Source organism: Cellulomonas triticagri, from assembly GCF_003696205.1.
Taxonomy (GTDB): domain Bacteria; phylum Actinomycetota; class Actinomycetes; order Actinomycetales; family Cellulomonadaceae; genus Cellulomonas; species Cellulomonas triticagri.
Window position 1 is genome coordinate 1 of record NZ_RFFI01000089.1, and the last position, 18,520, is coordinate 18,520.

Consider the following 18,520-nt stretch of genomic DNA (forward strand, 5'->3'; position numbering starts at 1 on the left):
ACCCGCCGCGCCCACCGCGCGGCCCCTCCTCGTCCGGCCGGTGGCGCACGCGCTGCCCGCCGCGCTCGCCCGCGCGCTGCACCCGCACCGGGGCCCGCCGGTGGCGCTCGCCTGAGCCCACCGACCCGCACCACCCGGAGGTACCCCATGCCCAGCAACACCCCGAAGGCGTCCAAGGCCGAGCGCCGCGACGCCGCCCGCGAGCAGGCCCGCGTCCTGCGCGAGCAGCAGGCCAAGCGCGACAAGCGCAACAAGATCCTCGGCATCGGCGGCCTGTCCGCCGCGGTCGTCGCGCTCGTCGTCGTCGTCGTGTACGTCGTGACGCAGGGCACGAGTACGTCGGCACTGCCTGATTACGAGGACCTGCCCCTCAGTGAGGTCACGTCCGTCCCGACCGTCGCTATGGAGGACGGTGGTATCCCGACCTCGGCGGAGGGCGTCGGTGTCGGCGACGACTCCGTCACCCAGATCGACGTGTACCTCGACTACATGTGCCCCGCCTGCGGTGCGTTTGAGAGCAGCAACGGTGAGAACCTGATCCAGCTCGCGGAGTCTGGAAAGGCGACAGTTGTCTACCATCCGATCGCGATCCTGAACAGGTTCTCCAACGGCACCGGATTCTCAACCCGGGCTGCTGCTGCCGCCGCACTGGTCGCGCAGGACTCGCCGGCCGCTTTCTCGACTTTCAATCAGCAGATGTTCGCCGGACAGCCGGACGAGGGTACGTCCGGGCTGACGGACGCGGAGATCGCCGACATCGCCCGTGACTCCGGTGTAGACGATGATGTTGCTGACCGCATCGCGGACGGCGGTGCGCTCGAATCCTTCGGCCAGTGGGTGCACTCGGCCACCAACGCCGCCAGCGCCAACGCCGACCTTGTCAACCCCACGAGCGGGAACTTCGGCACACCGACGATCGCGATCGACGGTGTCGTCTGGACCGAGAACTGGAGTGATCCGTCCGCGTTGCTGTCAGCGATCAACTGACGGCGTCACCGTGCGTGGAGTCGCGTGCAGTGCTCGATGTCTTGTGCACTGCACCTAGCTCCACTGCTCGGCGCTTGCGACGCAGGAAGGGCTGGCACGCCGAGTCTCGCGCGATGGTCAACCGCGCAACCTGAGTAGGTGGTTCCTCGGTGTCCGCAGGTCAGTTGAGTGCTCTAGGTTCGGACAGTCCGAATATCTCAGGCTGGAGGAACAGGATGCTCCGCAAGAAGATCGCGTCGGCAGCACTCGCAGGGGTTCTGGCGGTGGGAGTGCTTGGTGTTGGTGCCACGGGGGCGCAGGCAGCCAGCTGCGGCAAGGTGGCAGTCGACAAGACGAATGTCATGGCGTCGTGCAGCGGGAAGATGGTCGCGTTCGTGATCGACTGCTGGAACGGGAACCAGAACATTGTTCAGGTGAAGATCTCCAACGGTGGACAGTCAGTCGCGGCCGCGCACGGTTGCGGCAGCAAGGGCGTGCAGCAGGTCAAGGCGTACGCCTCGTAGGCGTACGCGAGGACCGCCCGACGTTTGCCCGCAGTCAAGGACAGACGGAGCAAACGTCGGGCGGTGCGGCCCGTCCTCGTCACGGCCCGGACGTAGACTCCCGCGGTGCCCTCCCTGCTCGTGGACCTGACACCCCTGCGCGTCAGCCCCGAGTTCCGTCGGCTGTGGTGGGGCCTCTCGGTCGCCAACCTCGGCGCGCAGCTCACCGTCGTGGCCGTCGGGCTGCAGGTCTACTCGTTGACCCGGTCGACGTTCGCCGTCGGCGTCGTCGGCCTGTGCGCGCTCGTCCCGCTCGTCGTCTTCGGACTGTACGGCGGCGCGATCGTGGACCACGCCGACCGCCGCAAGGTCGCGCTGGTCGCCTCCGCCGTCAGCTGGGTCGCCACCGTCGGCCTCGCCGCGCAGGGCTGGGCCGAGAACACCCACGTCGGCGTCCTCTACGCCCTGGTCGCCCTCCAGTCCGGGGCCGGGGCCGTGAACAGCCCCGCGCGGTCCGCGATCATCCCGCGCCTGCTCGAGCCCCGGCTGATGCCCGCCGCCAACGCCCTGCAGACCGTCGGCTGGAACGTCGCCCTCACCCTGGGGCCGCTGCTCGGCGCGACGCTCGTCGCGACCCTGCACTACGGCGTCGTCTACACGATCGACGCCGTCCTGTTCACGTTCGCGTTCACCGCCCTGCTCCGGCTGCCGCCCATCCCGCCCGAGCCGTCCGGGACCCGCCGCGCCCGCGCCGGGCTCGCGTCCGTGCTCGACGGCCTGCGCTACCTCGGCACCCGGCCCAACGTGCGCATGACGTTCCTCGTCGACCTCGTCGCGATGATCACCTCCTCGCCGCGCGTGCTGTTCCCCGCCGTCGGCCTCGTCTACCTCGGCGGCGGCGAGACCACCGCCGGGGTCATGACCGCCGCCGTCGCCGCCGGGGCCATGCTCGCCGGGCTGTTCTCCGGCGGCCTCGCCCGCGTCCGGTGGCAGGGTCGGATCATCGTCGTCGCCATCACCGTCTGGGGGCTCGCCATCGCGGCGTTCGGCGCCGTGCTCGTCGTCGCCGGACGCGGCGAGCCCGACCACGTCCTCTGGCTCGCGCTCGCGCTCGCCGCCGTGACCCTCGCCGCGGCTGGCGCCGCCGACGCCGTGTCCGCCGTCTTCCGGCAGACCATCCTCCAGACCGCCACCCCCGACGACATGCGCGGCCGGCTCCAGGGCGTATTCGTGGTCGTCGTCGCCGGTGGACCGCGCCTCGGCGAGCTGCTGCTCGGGTGGCTGTCCGGCACCTTCGGCGAGGGCGGGGCCGCGCTGATCGGCGGGCTCGCGTGCGCGGTGATCCTCTGGGTGCTGGTGCGCGCGCAGCGAGGGTTCTGGCGGTACGACGCGCACGACCCGCAGCCCTGACGCGACCGCCGGGGGAGGGGTGCGCGGCCGGTAGGCTGAGCGCCGCGTCGCCCACGGGCGCGCGTGCCTCCTTAGCTCAGCTGGCCAGAGCAGCTGTCTTGTAAACAGCAGGTCGTCGGTTCGAATCCGACAGGGGGCTCCGTGGAACGGTCGGAGGAAGTCCACCTCCGAGGTCGGAGGATGTCGCCGGTGCTCCGAGACCGCACGAAGGACGTGCGTCGCGTCGGCACGGTGGGCTCACGTCGACATGGCGGTACGGTGAGGACCGTCGGAGTCCTTCGCTGGTCGCGCGCCGACACGCGGCCGGGCAGCATGATCGGAGCACCACGTGGCGAGCCGAGCGCCCGGCATGGTCGACGTAGCCCGGGTCGCCGGGGTTTCGCACATCACTGTGTCGCGCGTGTTGAACGGGCACCCGTCGGTGCGGCCCGAGACCCGAGCGCGGGTCGAGGCGGCGATCGCGGAGCTGGGGTACCGGCGCAACACGGTCGCCCGCGCGTTCAAGAGCGGACGGACATCGACCATCGGCGTGGTCCTGGCCGGCTCCGAGCTGCACGAGCTGCCGCGGGTGCTCGGCGGGCTCGAGACCGCGGCGCGCGGCGCCGGGTACTGGCTCAACCTCGCGAGCTTCCAGGGGCGCGACCAGGCGCAGTTCACGGAGACGGTGCAGCGGGTGGCGGACCAGGCGGACGCCGTCGCGATGATCGCGGACCGGCCCGTGGTCCTGGACGCCCTCCCGGCGCTCGCGACGCGTGTCCCGATGGCCGTCGTCATGTCCGGAGAGGTGCCCAACGACCGGATCGCGTCGGTGGAGATGGACCAGGACCTCGGTGCCCGGCTCGCGGTGCGGCACCTGGTCGAGCTCGGGCACCGGGAGATCGCGCACCTGAGCGGGAACCTCCAGACCTGGGACGCCCGGGCGCGCGTCGAGGGGTGGCGGCAGGAGGTCGACGCGACGCCAGGGGTCACGGGCGAGCTCCTCGAGGGCGACTTCACCGCCGCGAGCGGGTACCAGCTGGCGCTCGCACTCGCGGACCGCCCGGCGGGCCCGCCCACGGCCGTCTTCGCCGGGAACGACCAGATGGCCACGGGTGTTCTCGCTGGCTTCGCCGAGCGCGGGCTGCGCGTGCCCGCCGACGTGTCGCTCGTCGGGTTCGACGACCAGGTGGGATCGGCCTACCTGGTGCCGGCGTTGACCACGCTCCGGCAGGACTTCCACGCGCTGGGCACGAACGCCGTGGAAGGGCTGCTCGCGCTGCTGCGTGGCGAGCCGCCGCGCCACCGCCTGCTCGCGCCGGAGCTGGTGGTGCGGCGCTCGACCGCCGCACCACGGTGAGGTCGCGTCAGCCGCGGGTGGATCCGACCAGCGGCACGTCAGTGGGGTCCGCCGCGCGGTCCTCCAGCGCCTCGTAGCTGACGTGCGACACCACGGCGCGCGCTCCGGTCGGCGTCCCGGTCGTCTGGGCATGCACGCCGAGGTGCACCCCGAGGAACCCGCCGGCCGTCTCCGTGGCGAACGCGGTCCGCGGCACCTCGCCGAGCACGCGCTCGTCGCCGCCGGGCAGCACGACCGCGAACCTGTACGACTGCTCGTCGCCCCGCACCACGAGCTCGACGATCGCGTCCCGCTCGAGCACCGGCACACCCGCGAGGTCCGCCACGACGTCGCCCGTCCGCATCCGCAGCCGCGCCACCGGCTCGCCGTCCGGGCCCGCCGACACGGCCAGCGTGGCGAGGCGCTGCTGGTGCAGCAGCACGGTGACGCCGGCCTCCTCGTGGGAGGAGGTGGTCGCGAACGCCAGCCTGCAGCGCAGCCGGAATCGCAGGTGCTGCTGGCGCCGGGCGACCAGCGCCGGGGTGCCCGTGCCCCAGAGCGTCGCGGCGGTGGGGGTCAGCGCGAGCCCGCGGCCGTCGTCGGCGGGGCGCACCAGGTGATCCACCGGGCCGCGCAGGCTGGACCAGCCCTGGGCGGCGAGCGGCGCGTCGAGGGTGAGCACCTCGGCGCCGCCCGGCCGGTCGTCGGGCGCCGTCGGACCCGGCAGCCCGGTCGACCCCGTCGCGGGCACCGTCCCCGTCCCGGGCGCGAACACCGGCCCTCGCTCGGTCCACTCCACCGGCACGAGGAACGCCTCCCGCCCGAGGGTGTGGGCGCCGTCGACCGGCCGCACCCCGAGGGTCAGCGCCCAGGTGGCCCCGTCGGGGGTGTCGACCAGGTCGGCGTGCCCGACGTTCTGCACCGGATGCCCGGGCCCGAGGTGCCGGTGCGTCAGCAGCGGGCTGCGCGGGTCGGTGGCGTACGGCCCGGTCACGGCGGGCGCGGAGGCCGCGGTGACGGCGTGGTTCCGCTCCGTGCCGCCCTCCGCGGCGATCAGCCAGTAGCGGCCGTCCCGGAGGTACAGGTGCGGGCCCTCGACCCACGCGCCGCGCAGCGCCCCGTGCCACAGCACGTGCTCCGGCCCGGTGAGGCGCAGCGTCGCCAGGTCGAGCTCCCGCAGCCACAGCTCGGCCGGCCCGGTGACCGCGGGCTCGGGCGCGTCGCGGGTCGCGGTGAACCAGCAGCGCCCGTCGTCGTCGACGAAGAGCGAGGGGTCGATGCCGTCGGCCTCGAGCGGCACCGGGTCGGACCACGGCCCGGCCGGGTCGGTGGCGGTCACGACGAAGGTCGACGCGCCCCGGCGCCCGCGGGCCACCGTCGCGACGACGTAGAACCGCCCGGCGTGGTGGCGCATGGTCGCGGCCCAGACGCCGTCGTTGACGTCGAGCCCGGCCAACGGGGCCTGCTCGGGGCGGGTCAGCACGTGCCCGACGAGCTCCCAGTGCACCAGGTCGGTGCTGCGGTGCACCGGGATGCCGGGGAAGTACCCGAACGACGACGTCACCAGGTAGTACGTGTCGCCGACGCGGCAGACGGACGGGTCGGGGTGGCACCCGGGCAGGACGGGGTTCTGGAACGCGGGCACGGGGCTCCCCGGGGGTCGCGGCGGTGAGGTTGACAGGATGACAACGTTAACATCACGATAGGGCCAGCCCCGGGGCGGCTGCTCGAAGCGGAGCGGCGGACCGGGTCCCTCGTCGAAGGAGATGTGGACATGCTCGGAGCTGAAACCCCGTCGGCAGGCGCACGACGGCCGCGGCGCAGGCGGGCCGCCCTGGCTGGCGCCCTCGCACTGGTCCCGGCGCTCGCGCTCGCCGCGTGCTCGTCGTCCGACGACGACGCCGCGTCCGACGGGCCCGTCACCCTCGAGTTCTGGACCTACTCGCTCAAGGGCACCGACCCGGAGGCCCAGGCGATCGTGGACCGCTACCACGAGCTCAACCCGGATGTGACGGTCAAGCTCTCCGAGGTCGGCGGCACGGCCGAGACGTCCTCGAAGCTGCTCGCCGCGGACCGCGCGGACACGGTCCCGGACGTGGTGCAGGTCGAGTACCGCGCGCTGCCGTCGCTCGTCGTGTCCGGCGTGGTCAAGGACATCACCGACGACGTCGCCGACGTGCGGGACGGCGTCGAGGACAACATCTGGGACCTGACCACGTTCGACGGCCAGGTGTACGGCGTCCCGCAGGACATCGGCCCGATGATGCTCACCTACCGCGCCGACCTGTTCGCGCAGTACGGGGTCGCGGTGCCGACCACCTGGGAGGAGTACGCCGCGGCCGCCGAGGCGATCCACACCCAGGACCCGTCGGTGTACATCGCCTCGTTCTCGCCGACGCAGTTCGAGTTCTTCGCATCTGTCGCGGCCCAGGCGGGCGGCGAGTGGTGGAGCAACGACGGCGACGCCTGGTCCGTCGGGATCGGCGACGAGCCCTCGCTCGAGACGGCCGACTACTGGCAGGACCTCGTCGAGCGTGACCTCGTGACCGTCGAGCCGCTGCTGACCCCGGAGTGGAACGCCAAGGTCAACGACGGGAAGATCCTCAGCTGGGCCGCGGCGGCCTGGGCGCCGAGTGTGCTGTACTCGGTCGCCCCCAACACCGCCGGGCTGTGGGAAGCGGCGCCGCTGCCGCAGTGGACTCGCGGCGACGCGTCCGTGCCGTTCCTCGGCGGGTCGACGTACCTGGTCCCGGAGAAGTCCGAGCACGCCGAGGAGGCCGCCGCGTTCGCCGCCTGGCTGTCCGCCACCGACGAGGGGTCCACGTCGCTCCTCAGCCTCGACCTGCTGCCCGGCGGCACCGCCGGCCGCGAGGCGACGCTGACCGCGGAGCCGCCGATGCTCATGCCGCAGCAGACCGACTTCTGGCAGGTCGTCGACCAGGTCGTCGCGGACACCACCATCCCCGTCACCTGGGGGCCGAACGTCAACGTCGCGCAGAGCGCGTTCGGGGACGCGCTCAACGAGGCCGCGCTGAACGGCGGCTCGTTCCGTGACGTGTTCACGGCCACCCAGGAGACCATCGCGGCCGACCTGGAGAAGTCCGGCTTCACCGTCGCCGACTGACCCCGCGGCGGGCGGCGCCCACCCGCGCCGCCCGCCGCCCCACCGACCGATCCGGAGGAAGGGCCATGTCGACCGACGTCGTCCCGGCATCCCAGGCCGCCCGCACCGCGCGCGCCCCCCGTACGCGCTCCACCCGGCACCGGGCGCGCGCCGCGACCCCCTGGCTGTTCGCGTCGCCCGCGATCGCGTTCTTCACCGCGTTCCTCATCATCCCGATCGGGTACGCGCTGTACCTGAGCTTCCGCGGCTACCGGGTCTCCGGCGGCGCGTTCGGACGCCGCGAGGAGACGTTCGTCGGGCTGGAGAACTACGCGACCGCGCTCTCCGACCCGGAGTTCGTCGCGGGCCTCGGGCGCTCGCTGATCTACGGGGCCATCGCGGTGCCGAGCGTGCTCGGCCTCGCCCTGCTGTTCGCGCTGCTGCTCGACCACCCGCGCGTGCCGGGGCGCAGCTTCGCGCGGACGGCGATCTTCCTGCCGTACGCGGTGCCGGGGGTGATCGCCAGCCTGCTGTGGGGGTTCCTGTACCTGCCCAGCACGAGCCCGGTCAGCTACGTGGCGCGCGAGCTCGGCGGCAGCTCGGTCGACTTCTTCGGCTACCCGGCGCTGTACTTCGCGCTGGCCAACATCGCCCTGTGGTCGGGGGTCGGCTTCAACATGATCATCATCTACACGTCGCTGCGCTCGGTGCCGACCGAGATCTACGAGGCGGCCCGGATCGACGGCGCCTCCGAGCGGCAGATCGCGCTGCGCATCAAGATCCCGCTCGTGACGCCCGCGCTGGTGCTCACCGGCCTGTTCTCCGTGATCGGGACGCTCCAGCTCTACAGCGAGCCCGCCACCCTGCGCCCGATGTCGAACACCATCTCCTCGACGTGGGTGCCGCTCATGAAGATCTACCAAGAGGCGTTCATGAACGACAACCTCGGGGGCGCGGCCGCGGCGTCGGTCGTGCTGGCCCTGGGCATCCTGGCCCTGTCCCTGCTGCTGCTCCGGTTCTTCCAGCGCCGGACGTTCGGGGGTGCCGCGTGACCGCCGTCGACACTCGGATCCCGGCCGTCGTCCGCACCGGCGACCGCAGTCCGCGGCGCGCACCGCGTCGGCACCGCCGCCCTCGCCTCGCGACCGCCGTGCTCATGCTCGGCGCGGTCTACACCCTGCTGCCCGTGGCGTGGGTGCTGGTCGCGACGTCCAAGAGCCCGCGCGAGCTGTTCACCACCTTCTCCTTCGCGCCCGGCACCGGCCTGCTCGACAACCTCGCGAACCTCAGCGCCTACGGGGGCGGGCAGTTCTGGCTCTGGGGCCTGAACTCCGCCCTGTACGCCGGCGTCGGGGCGATCGTGTCCACGCTCGTGTCCGCGATGGCCGGCTACGCGCTCGCCAAGTTCCGGTTCCGGGGCCGCGAGCTGCTGTTCTCCGGCATCCTCGCCGGCGTCCTGGTGCCCGGCATCGTGCTGGCCGTCCCGCAGTACCTGCTGATGGCCCAGCTCGGCCTGGCGGGCACCCGGTGGTCGGTGATCCTGCCGGTGATCATCAACCCGTTCGGGATCTTCCTGTGCCGGGTGTTCGCCGCGGCGGCCGTCCCGGACGACACCATCGAGGCCGCCCGGCTCGACGGCGCGGGGGAGCTGCGGGTGTTCGGCGCGATCGCACTGCCGATGATGACCCAGGGGTTGGTGACGGTCTTCCTGCTCCAGTTCGTCGGGATCTGGAACAACTTCCTGCTGCCGTTCATCATGCTGTCCGACCAGGACAAGTACCCGATCACCCTCGGGCTCTACACGTTCCTGTCGAAGGGCGCGGGCGACACCGACCTGTACCCGCTGATCATCGCGGGCTCCGCCGTGTCGGTGATCCCCCTGATCGCGCTCGTGCTGCTGCTGCAGCGGTTCTGGCGGGCGGACCTGCTGGCCGGCGGACTCAAGGGCTGACACGGAGGACGACACGCAGGAGGCGGCGGGATCCGGGCGGCGTGCGGGTGTGCGGCCGCCGAGGCCGGTCACCCCGCGCACGAGCTCGTCCGTGACCGCACGGCGCGGTACGGCACGGGGGCCGAGCGTTCCCTGATCGCGCAGGGGATGCCGCCGGAGGAGGCGGCCTGGCGCGGACGCGTGCTTTTCGCCGCCGCGGACGGCATCCAGCTGCAGTGGCCGCTGGACCCGACGATCGACATGGTCGCAGACATCGTCCGCCTGGACGCGTTCCTCTCGACCCCGTTCTCCGTGACCGAGGCCGGCCGCGCGCGGTGCGCCCGCTCGTCACCGGCCGGGACGCCGCCCGTGACCGTGCGCGAGCTCAGCCCGCGCCTGAGCGCGCCCGCGCCATGAAGGGCACCCGGTAGCAGTCAGTGGCGGAGGACGGCGCGGTTCTGCAGGCATGCCGAGGTGAGCAGCACCACCACACCGGCGGCGGGGAACACCAGCAGCCCGACGCGCAACGAGGTGGCGTCCGCGACGAGCCCCACGAGCGGCGGGGACGCGAGGAACCCGATCCGCATGAGCCACGACGCGATCGTCAGCCCTGTGCCCGGCTTGAGCCCCGGCAGCTCGTCGGCAGCCTGCATCGCGGCCGGGCCCAAGGTGGCGACCCCGAACCCCGCGGCCGCGAACCCCAGGATCGTGCCGGGCACCGTCGGGAACGCGACCGCCGCTCCCATCCCCCCGGCGATCAGGAGCCCGCCAGCCCGGGCGACCGTCCGCTGCCCGAACCGGTCGACGAAGCGGTCACCTACGGCGCGACCGACGAACTGGGCGGCGGCCAGGGCGATGTACCCGGTGGTCGCGATGGCGGCGGGCGCCCCGAGGGACGTCGAGAGGTACAGGGTCGCCCAGGAGGTGCCTGCGTCCTCGACCAGGCACGCCGCGATCCCGATGACGACGAGGCCGGCGAGCATCAGGACGACGCGCCCGCGCGCCACACCCGCCGCAGGAGCCGGCTGGGCGGGGACGGCGGCGGAGGGCTGATCCGGGTCGTGTGCGGCGCCGTCCGCGTCGGCGCCGGGGAGGCAGAACCGGTACGCGACCAGCGCGACCGCGGCGAAGACGACTCCCGACACCGCGAGGTGGACCCCCCGCGGCACGCCCGCGGCGATGGCACCGGCCGCCATCACGCCACCGAGGACCGCGCCGGCGGACCACAGGGCGTGGAACGAGTTGATGATCGAGCGGCGGTACCGACGCTGCACCCGCAGGCCGTGCGCGTTCTGGGCGACGTCCGTGATCGCGTCGGATCCGCCCGCCGCCAGCAGCGCCAGCGCGAACAGGCCGAGCGACGGCGAGGCACCGGCCAGCATCACCGTCGTGGCGGTCAGGACCGTGCCGGCGACCGCGACGCGCGCCGAGCCGAACCGTCGCACGAGCACCCCTGCCGCGAGCCCTGCCAGCAACGCCCCGGCCGGGAACGCCGCGACCGCCAGCCCGTACACCGCATTGCCCAGACCCAGGTCGTCCTTGATCTGCGGGTAGCGCGGGACCAGGTTCGCGAACAGGGCCCCGTTGGTGAGGAACAGCGCGGCGACCGCGGCGCGCGCCCGGCGCTCGGTGGTCGTCGGGCGGGTCGTCAGGTCGTCGTCGGTGAGCACGGCCGCGACTATACGCACGTATGAATAGATGGTCGATCCCGCGCTGCTACGGTGCTCGCGAACCGATCAGCGGAAGGTGGACGACGTGGCCGGCAGTCCCAGCAGGCAGTCGCGCGCCGATCGCCGCGACCACGTGATCACCGCGACGCTGGACGTGATCGCCGACCAGGGCGTCGCCGGTGTCACCTACCGCAGCGTCGCCGCGGCGGCCGGGGTCCCGTTTGGGTCGATGACCTACTACTTCGCGTCGAAGGACGAACTCCTGCACGCCGCGTTCGAGCGGTTCACGCACGAGTCGTTCGCGCACATGGACACCGCCACCGACGTCGACGAGGCCGACCTCGTCGACCGGCTCACGAGCCTCGTGCTCGCCGAGGCCGACGCACGCCCTCGGGACCGGCTTCTGCTGGCCGAGATGTACGTGCTGTCCTACCGCGACGAGCGGTACGCGCAGCTGACCCGCGCGTGGATGCGTCGCGCTCGGGCCGCCATCGCCCGGACCGTCGGCGACCGTCGCGCGCGCGCCTTGGACGTCGCCCAGGAGGGACTCACCCTGCAGCGACACTTCCTCCCGGACGAGCTCGACGAGGACCTGATCCGCGACACCCTGAACGCCGTGCACGTCGGCGTCAGAGACACGTCGACGCTCGACGGGCCGCGCTGAGCCCTCTGACCCAGGAGCTGGTGATCGAGGCGCCACCGTGGCTCACCCCAGGGGGCGTACCGCTCGAGGTGCCCGGTGATGGTGCTCCGCGGAGGTCGGCCGCGTGACGCGCCTCGCGGCCGAACGGTCTCAGCCGGGGACGACCTGCTGCGGATCAGCGCCGCCTGAGCGCCAGGCGCCTGCAGGTGCAGGTGCTGGTGCAGCACGCTCGGCCAGGTCGGGGTCGGCTGTGAACGGCTGCCGAACGCGGGGTCGGATCGCTGGCGCGCTCACGTTCGCGCCTGAGCCGTCGAGCGGCGGATCACCAGCTCGGGCCTGGCAGCCGCTCGCTCGGCCGAACCCGCCTCCTCGATCTGCCCGAGCAGCGCGGCGACCGCCGAACGTCCCTGCTCGGCGAAGTTGAACCGCAACATCGTCAGCGGAGGACAGAAGTAGGCAGCCTCGGGGATGTCGTCGACTCCGGTGACGCTCACGTCGCCCGGGACATCGAGCCCGAGCTCGCGCAGCGCGAGCATCGCTCCGAGAGCCATCTGGTCGTTCGCCGCCACCACAGCGGTGGCGGCGAACCCGGCACCACCGATCTCGCGCACGGCCGCGTACCCGGAGCGCGCCGACCAGTCGCCGTGCAGAACGCCTTCCGACCGGAGGCCGCGAGCCTCGACCGCCGCCTGGAACGCGCGCGTCCGGTTGCGCGCCGCGGACCAGGTCGGCGGACCTGCCAGATGCAGGAACGTCCGATGACCAAGATCCGCGAGATGGGCGATCAGCGCCGGGAACCCGACCGCGCTGAGCTCGGAACGCCCCTGCACGGTGTCGTCGGGCTCGGTGCTCAGGACGACCGGGACGTTGAACTGCGCCTCCTCGAACGCGTGCGTCATCTCGTCGGTCGAGGACAACGCGATCACGCCGGCCAAGTCGTGCTGTCGCAAGAGGTCGAGCGCCCCCGCGATCGACTCGGTGCTCTCCATGTCGAGCGTGACGATGTCCAGCACGTAACCCGCCTCGCGAGCAGCAGCGCTGGCGCCGAGCACCACCTCGCTCGGGCCGAACTGGTGGAAGGCGCTGAGCGACGGCGCTCTCGCCGCGATCGTCACCGGCGCGTGGATGCCCGGAGCCCTCGAGGGCTCCGTCCCCGAGGGCTCCGGCCAGTGGCGGGTCGCGCCGATCCCCAGCTACGACGGGTCCGCGGCGACATCGGAGAACGGCGGCAGCTCCCAGGCCGTCACCAAGCAGAGCAAGAACCCCGCCCTGGCCGCCGCCTTCCTGAAGTGGCTCAACACCTCCGACGAGAGCGTCGGGGTCTTCCTCGACGGCGGTGGCTTCCCGTCGACCACCAAGCAGCTCGACGACGAGGAGTTCCTGAACGCCGCCCTTGAGTACTTCGGCGGTCAGGAGATCAACAAGGTCCTCGTCGAGGCGTCCGACAACGTCATCACCGGCTGGCAGTACCTGCCGTTCCAGGTCTACGCGAACAGTGTCTTCCCCGACACCGTCGGGGCGGCGTACACCGCCCGCAGCGACCTGAACCGGGGCCTGCAGGCGTGGCAGGACCAGCTCGCGACGTACGGCAACCAGCAGGGGTTCACCGTCAACCCCTGACGTCTGCCGCGGTGGCCCGCCCGGGTGGCGGGCCACCGCGGTGCACTATCTGCACACCGCCCCGAGCTCAGTGGAGGCTCGGTGCTCTGGTCTCGGCCGTCAGGTCCGCACGAGGTGACGTCCGCGACCCACCGCTCGTTCGGCACCTGCGCGGTGAACGCGCGGGTGACCAGGTCACCGTCCCGGGCTCCGTCCTCGCCCGGGGTCGTGGTGCGTTTCGCCCGCCCGCGGACCACCCCGTGCAGGCCGCTCGCGCGCATCAGCCGCTCGACGGTGCCGCGAGCGACCGGGTGCCCGATCCGGTGCGGGTACCGCCACATCTGCCGTGCGCGCCACAGACGCCGTCGCCGCCCCGGGTCGTCGCGGTGGCGGCGGAGGCGGACGCGCTGAGCGCCGAGGGCGAGGACCTGCTGGTCACGGACGCGGGAGCCGCGCACCTGCTCGTTCTGGAGCGGCTGGCCGAGGGCGCTGCGGAGACGGCCGAGGTCCGGGCCGTGGCCGGGCGTGCGGCGTCGCAGGCCTGGGAGACGGCGCTGGTGCTCGGCGGGCTGCCGACGCAGGCCGTGCGCGACTGACGGCGGGTCCCGCCGGGGCGCCGGGTGCACGATGGTGCCCGCCGACCCGTCTCCCGCCTCGGAGGACCCGATGCCCCGCACCGCGATCATCGTCCACGGCACCGGCGGACACCCGGACAACGTCTGGTACCCGTGGCTCGCGGAGCGGCTGACCGCCCGCGGGTACGTCGTGCACCGGCCGCACCTGCCCGCGCTCAACGTGGAGCCGGTCGCGGTGACGGTGCCGCGGGTGCTCGACGCGTACGCCTTCGACGGGGACACGGTGCTGGTCGGGCACTCGGGCGGGGCGGCGCTGCTGCTGGCCCTGCTGGAGCACACCCCGGCGCCGGTGGCGCAGGCGGTGCTGGTCGCGGGGTACAGCACCCCGCCGAACGACGCCGAAGAGCCGGTGCTGCAGGCGTCCTACGACTGGGAGCGCATCGCCGCGAACGCCGGGGACCTGGTGCTGGTGAACGCGGTGCGGGACCCGTACGGCTGCGACGCGGCGCAGGGCCGGGCCATCCTCGAGCGCGTCGGCGGGACGCAGGTGGTGCGCCGCGACGACGGCCACTTCGGGGACGGGGACCAGCCGTACCCGACGTTCCCGCTGCTGGACCGCCTCGTGCTCTGAGGCCTGGAGAAGCCCGGACCGCTCAGATCCGGGCCCGCGCGGTCGAAGGGGTGCGGAACGACCCCGTCCCGCAGGAGATCCCAGGAGCACCCCATGAGCACCACGCTGGCCGCGAGCCCGCTGACCCGTGTCGCCGTCGAGCACGCCCCGACGTGCGAGCGCCCCGGCTGGCACCTGGACACCAGCCCGCGCCGGTTCGGCGTCGTCGTCGCCCGGTGCACGTGCTGCGGGACCGTGGAGTGGCGCGCGCACTGAGGCGTCGCCAGGGGACGTGTCCGGAAACGTAAAAGCCCTCGACCGCGCAGGGGGCAGGCGATCGAGGGCGAGCCCACTCTAACCCACGTCCGGGTGGTGGACGCAAACCCCTCACCCGTTCGGATGCCACGCAAGCCGACCACCAGGTAGGTCGCTCCGCGCAGGTCAGCCGCCCGGGGCCGGGTCGGGGTCCTGGCCGGCCGAGTACGCGCGCCCGGGCCAGTACGCCCACTCCTCGAAGTGCCGCACGCGGCCGTCGTCGGCGAACCGCAGCACCCACAGGTCGGTGTACTCCTGCGGCTGGTCCCCGCCGTAGCGGACGAGCACCCGCACGACGGCGTCGGGTCCCTCGGCGACGGCGGTGCCGACCTCCATGGTGAACGGCGTCGGGTCGGGCCAGAAGTCGCGCACGGCGGCGTGCCCGTCGAGGGGCGGCTCGTAGGGCGAGCGCAGGTAGCGCACGTCCTCGGTGAACAGCGTCGCGACGGCGTCGGCGTCCTGCGCCCGCCACGCGCGCTCGTACGCCGCGACCCACTCCAGCACCCCGGCCCGGTCCACGACGCCCCCTCCCGTGGCGCCGACGTCGGCGCGTCCGAGCCCCCATCGTGCTCCGGCGGGGCGCCCGGCGTCGAGGCCCGGGTGCCCGCGTGCGGGACCGGGTGGACGTCGCCGTCAGGCGCGGCCGGTCTCCTCCAGGAGGCGCAGGGCGGCGGTGACGCGGGGGTTCCGCGACGGGTCGGCGTCGATCCCGAGGGTCGCGTAGACGCCGTTGATGTGGTTCTGCACGGACTTCTCGGTGATCTTCAGGGCCTCGCCGATGCCAGCGTTGGACAGCCCCTGGGCGAGCAGCCGCAGCACGGCGTACTGCCGGTCCGTGAGGCGGGAGACCGCGGACCCGGCGCGCGGCGCCATCCGGTCGAGCAGCGCGGGGTCGAGGGTGGTGCGCCCGGCGGCGGCGGCGCGGATCGCGGTGACCAGCGTCTCGGTGCTGGTGGACGAGGTCTTGGACAGGTACGACCAGCCGGCGGCGACGTCGGGCGGCAGGTCCAGGAGCAGGTCCATGGCGTCGTGCGCGGACAGCAGGAGGATGCCGAGCCCGGGCTGGTTGCGGCGCAGCGTGACGCCGAGGGCGATGCCGTTGCCGTCGGGCAGGTCGATGTCGAGGACGGCGACGTCGGCGGCACCCGGGCGCAGCGCGGCGAGGCCCTCCTTGACGGTGCCGACGGACGCGACGACGCGGACGCCGGGGGTCGCGCCGAGGGTCAGCTCCAGCATGGAGCGGAACAGCGGCTGGTCCTCGACGACCACCACGCGGGTCGGGGCTGCGGATTCGGACATCGCGGACAGTATGGTCGGTGTTCGCCCGCGGTGCGTGGGCGACGCGCGGACCGGACGTCCGTCTGACGATGGGGTGCACCGGATGCCGACGGCTGTGATGCGGAGCGCTGCCGCGGTCCGCGCGGACCGGCGGATCCTGCTGCTGGCGGCGGGCACCGTGATGACGGCGTTCGCGATCGGCGCCGCGGCGCAGACCGCGTGGGTCTACGGGAACCAGGGCGGTGTCGTCCCGGTGACGGACCGGATCCTGGCGAACCTGTCGGCGGTGGCGGCGATGCTGCTGATCCTGGCGCTGACGGGGGTGTCCCTGCCGCAGCGCGGGGCGCTGACGGTGGTGGCGGGCGTGCTGGGTGCGGGCGTGACGGCGTCGGGGGTGCGGTTCGCGAGCCAGCTCGCCCTGGACGTGTACGTGGACCCGTCGCAGTCGGTGATCGTCGCGGAGCTGAGCAGCGGGGCGGCGGTCGCCTGGGTGGCGGCGACGATGGGCCTCGCGGCGATGCTGTCGCAGCGGCGCCTGCGGCTGCAGGTGGTGAACGCCGCGCAGGACCGGCTGCGCATCGAGCTGGCGCTGCAGGCGCTGCAGCACGAGGAGGTGCGGGTCCGCCGCGAGGTCGCGGAGGGGCTGCACGGCAGCATGCAGCAGCGGCTGGTGCTGGTCGTGGCGCGCCTGGACCGGTTGCTGGACTCGGTGGGCGACGTGGTCGGCCCGGACGACGTGGAGCTGCTGCGCCAGGTGCGCAGCGAGATCGAGACGGTGCGCGAGGCGGACGTCCGCGCGACGAGCCGGATGCTGTACCCGGACCAGCTCGAGGTCGGCATGGTCCCGGCGATCCGGTCCCTGCTCGGCCGGATCCCCGCGGCGGTGAACACGCGCCTCGGCGTGACGGACGAGGTGCGGACGCTGGACGACCCGAGCGAGTCGCGGCTGAACCGCAGCGAGCGGCTGCTGGCGGTGCGGGTGGTGGAGGAGGCGATCTCCAACGCCCTGCGGCACGGGCGCGCGCAGGTGGTGGACGTACGCGTCTCCCTGGTGGACGACGCGCTGGAGCTGCGGGTGTCCGACGACGGCCGGGGCTTCGGCGACGAGGCGGGTCCGGCGTCCGGGACGGCCCGGCTGGCGGACCGGCTGCGGCTCGCGGGGGGCGACCTGCGGGTCACCTCCGTGCCCGGGGACGGCACCCAGGTGGTCGCCCGTCTTCCGGTGGATTCGTTGCGCACGGCAACCCTCTGACCTGGGGCCGGGCTTTTTCACCCATACGTTTTGTCGCATTTGCCCGGGTATAAGTTGCGACGTCTGGCTTGACGTGCCGGGGGAGGGGTGCTGCCACCCAGGAGGGCCCTCCCGCGCGGTGTTCCGGCGGCCCTACTGTGCCGCTCGCCGCCTCGCCGGGACCCCCTGCTCCGACGCTGCGGAACGCGCGCCCTGGGCTTCCGGCTCCGCAGGGCGCGTCGGTCCCCCGAGCCGCCGTCCTCACCGAGGAGCGTCATGTCCACCAGCACCACCCCGCGCCCGACCCTGCGTCGCAAGGTCGTCGCCCTCACCGTCGCCGGGCTCGGCATCGCCGGCCTCGGCCTGGCGTCCGCGGCCCAGCTCAACCTGACCGCCGGCGCCCTCGGCGCGGGCACCACCGTCGTCGCGTCCTGCGACAGCGACGGCGTCGCCGTGGCGTTCACCAACGCCTTCGCCGCCACCGCCAAGGGCTACACCGTGACCGAGGTCAAGCTGTCCGGCGTCGCCGCGGGCTGCGCCGGCCAGAACGTCAAGGTCGACCTGCTGAACACCGACCCGACCGACGGCTCCACGGGTGCCTCCCTCGGCCAGGTCACCGCGACCGTCGGCGCCAACGGCGGCACCGTCACCCTCGCCGTCCCCGGCTCCGTGAAGGCCGCGGACGTCAAGGGCGTCGCGGTCGTCATCGCGTCCTGACGGAGCGCACCATCCACGCCCGGCACGCCACGGCGGCCGGTGCGGGCGGCGAGGTCGCCCCGCACCGGCCGTCCGGCGCGCCCGCACGCCTGCCGGCCCGCCTGCGGAGCGCCCTCGGCTGGGTGCTCACCGCCGCCCTGGTCGGCGTGCTGGTCTGGTTCGGCTGGCCGAGCACCCTCGGCGGCTGCACCACCCTGACGATCGTGTCGGGGCACTCCATGGAGCCGACGTACCGCACCGGTGACCTGGTGGTCTCGCGTTGTGGCGTCCCCGAGGTCGGCGACGTGGTCGTCTACTCCCCGCCGGACTCGACGAACGGCCGGATCATCCACCGCGTCGCGGGCGGCGACGCCGTCGACGGCTGGATCATCCAGGGCGACAACAACGACTTCCTCGACCCGTGGCGCCCGCACCAGGCGGACGTGCACGGCATCGCCCGGCTGCACCTGCCGGGCGTCGGCAAGATCGCCTCGATCCTGCTGGACCCGTGGGCGTGGGCCTCGCTGCTCGTGCTCGCCGCGGGCCTGCTGGTCTGGCCGAGCCGCCCGGACGAGGAGCCCGCCGCCGAGGCGCCCGCCGACGCCGCTCCCGGTGAGCCCGCCGGCACCGCCCCCGACCCCGCCCTCGCCGGCCTCGCCGCCGTCGGGGCGCTGGC

21 protein-coding genes and 1 tRNA gene are annotated in these 18,520 nt (G+C 73.3%); 17 read left to right on the forward strand and 5 right to left on the reverse strand.

What is annotated here, in order from left to right; all coding sequences use genetic code 11:
* Positions 1-147 precede the first annotated feature (147 nt).
* The 5 genes from EBM89_RS14760 to EBM89_RS14780 all read left to right on the forward strand — a co-directional run bounded on the left by EBM89_RS14760 (position 148) and on the right by EBM89_RS14780 (position 4,215).
* Positions 148-987 carry a DsbA family protein gene (locus tag EBM89_RS14760; RefSeq protein WP_122150235.1) on the forward strand — a complete coding sequence of 280 codons (840 nt, stop codon included), beginning with the start codon at positions 148-150 and terminating at the stop codon, positions 985-987.
* Between the two features lie 215 nt (positions 988-1,202).
* Complete coding sequence (locus EBM89_RS14765; RefSeq protein WP_122150237.1) at positions 1,203-1,490, forward strand: hypothetical protein; 288 nt, start codon at positions 1,203-1,205, stop codon at positions 1,488-1,490.
* Positions 1,491-1,595: 105 nt separating this feature from the next.
* Positions 1,596-2,879, forward strand: coding sequence for an MFS transporter (locus tag EBM89_RS14770; protein WP_122150239.1), 1,284 nt, complete (start codon positions 1,596-1,598; stop codon positions 2,877-2,879).
* Between the two features lie 65 nt (positions 2,880-2,944).
* A tRNA-Thr gene (locus EBM89_RS14775) sits at positions 2,945-3,018 on the forward strand.
* 210 nt (positions 3,019-3,228) lie between these two features.
* A complete protein-coding gene (locus EBM89_RS14780; RefSeq protein WP_122150241.1) occupies positions 3,229-4,215 on the forward strand; it encodes a LacI family DNA-binding transcriptional regulator in 987 nt (328 codons plus the stop codon).
* Between the two features lie 7 nt (positions 4,216-4,222).
* Here EBM89_RS14780 and EBM89_RS14785 read toward each other — a convergent pair whose 3' ends face one another.
* Positions 4,223-5,839, reverse strand: a complete 1,617-nt coding sequence (locus EBM89_RS14785) for a glycoside hydrolase family 43 protein (protein WP_122150243.1) — start codon at positions 5,837-5,839, stop codon at positions 4,223-4,225.
* Positions 5,840-5,968: 129 nt separating this feature from the next.
* On the opposite strand from EBM89_RS14785, the gene EBM89_RS14790 reads away from it, so the two are divergent.
* The 4 genes from EBM89_RS14790 to EBM89_RS14805 all read left to right on the forward strand — a co-directional run bounded on the left by EBM89_RS14790 (position 5,969) and on the right by EBM89_RS14805 (position 9,644).
* Complete coding sequence (locus EBM89_RS14790; protein WP_122150262.1) at positions 5,969-7,318, forward strand: ABC transporter substrate-binding protein; 1,350 nt, start codon at positions 5,969-5,971, stop codon at positions 7,316-7,318.
* 65 nt (positions 7,319-7,383) lie between these two features.
* Entirely contained in the window at positions 7,384-8,349 is a 966-nt protein-coding gene (locus tag EBM89_RS14795; RefSeq protein ID WP_122150245.1) for a carbohydrate ABC transporter permease, read from the forward strand.
* The gene (locus EBM89_RS14800; protein WP_233571762.1) at positions 8,346-9,248 is read left to right on the forward strand and encodes a carbohydrate ABC transporter permease; all 903 of its coding nucleotides are present in this window, start codon (positions 8,346-8,348) and stop codon (positions 9,246-9,248) included. The genes EBM89_RS14795 and EBM89_RS14800 overlap by 4 nt, the downstream gene beginning before the upstream one ends.
* Before the next feature lie 147 nt (positions 9,249-9,395).
* Positions 9,396-9,644, forward strand: coding sequence for a hypothetical protein (locus EBM89_RS14805; protein WP_122150247.1), 249 nt, complete (start codon positions 9,396-9,398; stop codon positions 9,642-9,644).
* A 17-nt stretch (positions 9,645-9,661) separates the two neighbouring features.
* Here EBM89_RS14805 and EBM89_RS14810 read toward each other — a convergent pair whose 3' ends face one another.
* Positions 9,662-10,897 carry an MFS transporter gene (locus EBM89_RS14810; RefSeq protein WP_233571763.1) on the reverse strand — a complete coding sequence of 412 codons (1,236 nt, stop codon included), beginning with the start codon at positions 10,895-10,897 and terminating at the stop codon, positions 9,662-9,664.
* Positions 10,898-10,982: 85 nt separating this feature from the next.
* Here EBM89_RS14810 and EBM89_RS14815 point away from each other — a divergent pair, with 85 nt between their 5' ends.
* A complete protein-coding gene (locus tag EBM89_RS14815) occupies positions 10,983-11,561 on the forward strand; it encodes a TetR/AcrR family transcriptional regulator (protein WP_158609673.1) in 579 nt (192 codons plus the stop codon).
* 269 nt (positions 11,562-11,830) lie between these two features.
* Here EBM89_RS14815 and EBM89_RS14820 read toward each other — a convergent pair whose 3' ends face one another.
* Positions 11,831-12,655, reverse strand: a complete 825-nt coding sequence (locus tag EBM89_RS14820; RefSeq protein ID WP_158609674.1) for a substrate-binding domain-containing protein — start codon at positions 12,653-12,655, stop codon at positions 11,831-11,833.
* On the opposite strand from EBM89_RS14820, the gene EBM89_RS14825 reads away from it, so the two are divergent.
* The 4 genes from EBM89_RS14825 (at position 12,648) to EBM89_RS21335 (ending at position 14,600) form a co-directional block, all read left to right on the forward strand.
* Entirely contained in the window at positions 12,648-13,160 is a 513-nt protein-coding gene (locus EBM89_RS14825; protein ID WP_233571765.1) for an extracellular solute-binding protein, read from the forward strand. The genes EBM89_RS14820 and EBM89_RS14825 overlap by 8 nt on opposite strands.
* Positions 13,161-13,525: 365 nt before the next feature.
* Entirely contained in the window at positions 13,526-13,735 is a 210-nt protein-coding gene (locus EBM89_RS14830; RefSeq protein WP_122150254.1) for a hypothetical protein, read from the forward strand.
* A 70-nt stretch (positions 13,736-13,805) separates the two neighbouring features.
* A complete protein-coding gene (locus EBM89_RS14835; RefSeq protein ID WP_122150256.1) occupies positions 13,806-14,345 on the forward strand; it encodes an RBBP9/YdeN family alpha/beta hydrolase in 540 nt (179 codons plus the stop codon).
* Between the two features lie 93 nt (positions 14,346-14,438).
* Entirely contained in the window at positions 14,439-14,600 is a 162-nt protein-coding gene (locus EBM89_RS21335; protein ID WP_158609675.1) for a hypothetical protein, read from the forward strand.
* A gap of 165 nt (positions 14,601-14,765) precedes the next feature.
* Here EBM89_RS21335 and EBM89_RS14840 read toward each other — a convergent pair whose 3' ends face one another.
* Positions 14,766-15,158, reverse strand: a complete 393-nt coding sequence (locus EBM89_RS14840) for a YybH family protein (protein ID WP_233571764.1) — start codon at positions 15,156-15,158, stop codon at positions 14,766-14,768.
* Between the two features lie 114 nt (positions 15,159-15,272).
* Positions 15,273-15,938 (reverse strand): response regulator transcription factor, encoded by a 666-nt coding sequence (locus EBM89_RS14845; RefSeq protein ID WP_122150270.1) that lies wholly within the window; start codon positions 15,936-15,938, stop codon positions 15,273-15,275.
* An 82-nt stretch (positions 15,939-16,020) separates the two neighbouring features.
* Between EBM89_RS14845 and EBM89_RS14850 the strand changes: the two genes are divergently transcribed.
* From EBM89_RS14850 to EBM89_RS14860, 3 genes are all read left to right on the forward strand, one after another.
* Positions 16,021-17,169 carry a sensor histidine kinase gene (locus tag EBM89_RS14850; protein ID WP_158609676.1) on the forward strand — a complete coding sequence of 383 codons (1,149 nt, stop codon included), beginning with the start codon at positions 16,021-16,023 and terminating at the stop codon, positions 17,167-17,169.
* Positions 17,170-17,424: 255 nt separating this feature from the next.
* Positions 17,425-17,865: a hypothetical protein gene (locus tag EBM89_RS14855; protein ID WP_122150260.1), complete on the forward strand. Its 441-nt coding sequence runs from the start codon at positions 17,425-17,427 to the stop codon at positions 17,863-17,865.
* 122 nt (positions 17,866-17,987) lie between these two features.
* Positions 17,988-18,520 (forward strand): S24/S26 family peptidase (locus tag EBM89_RS14860; protein WP_199732150.1); only part of this gene is annotated, 533 nt, incomplete at its 3' end.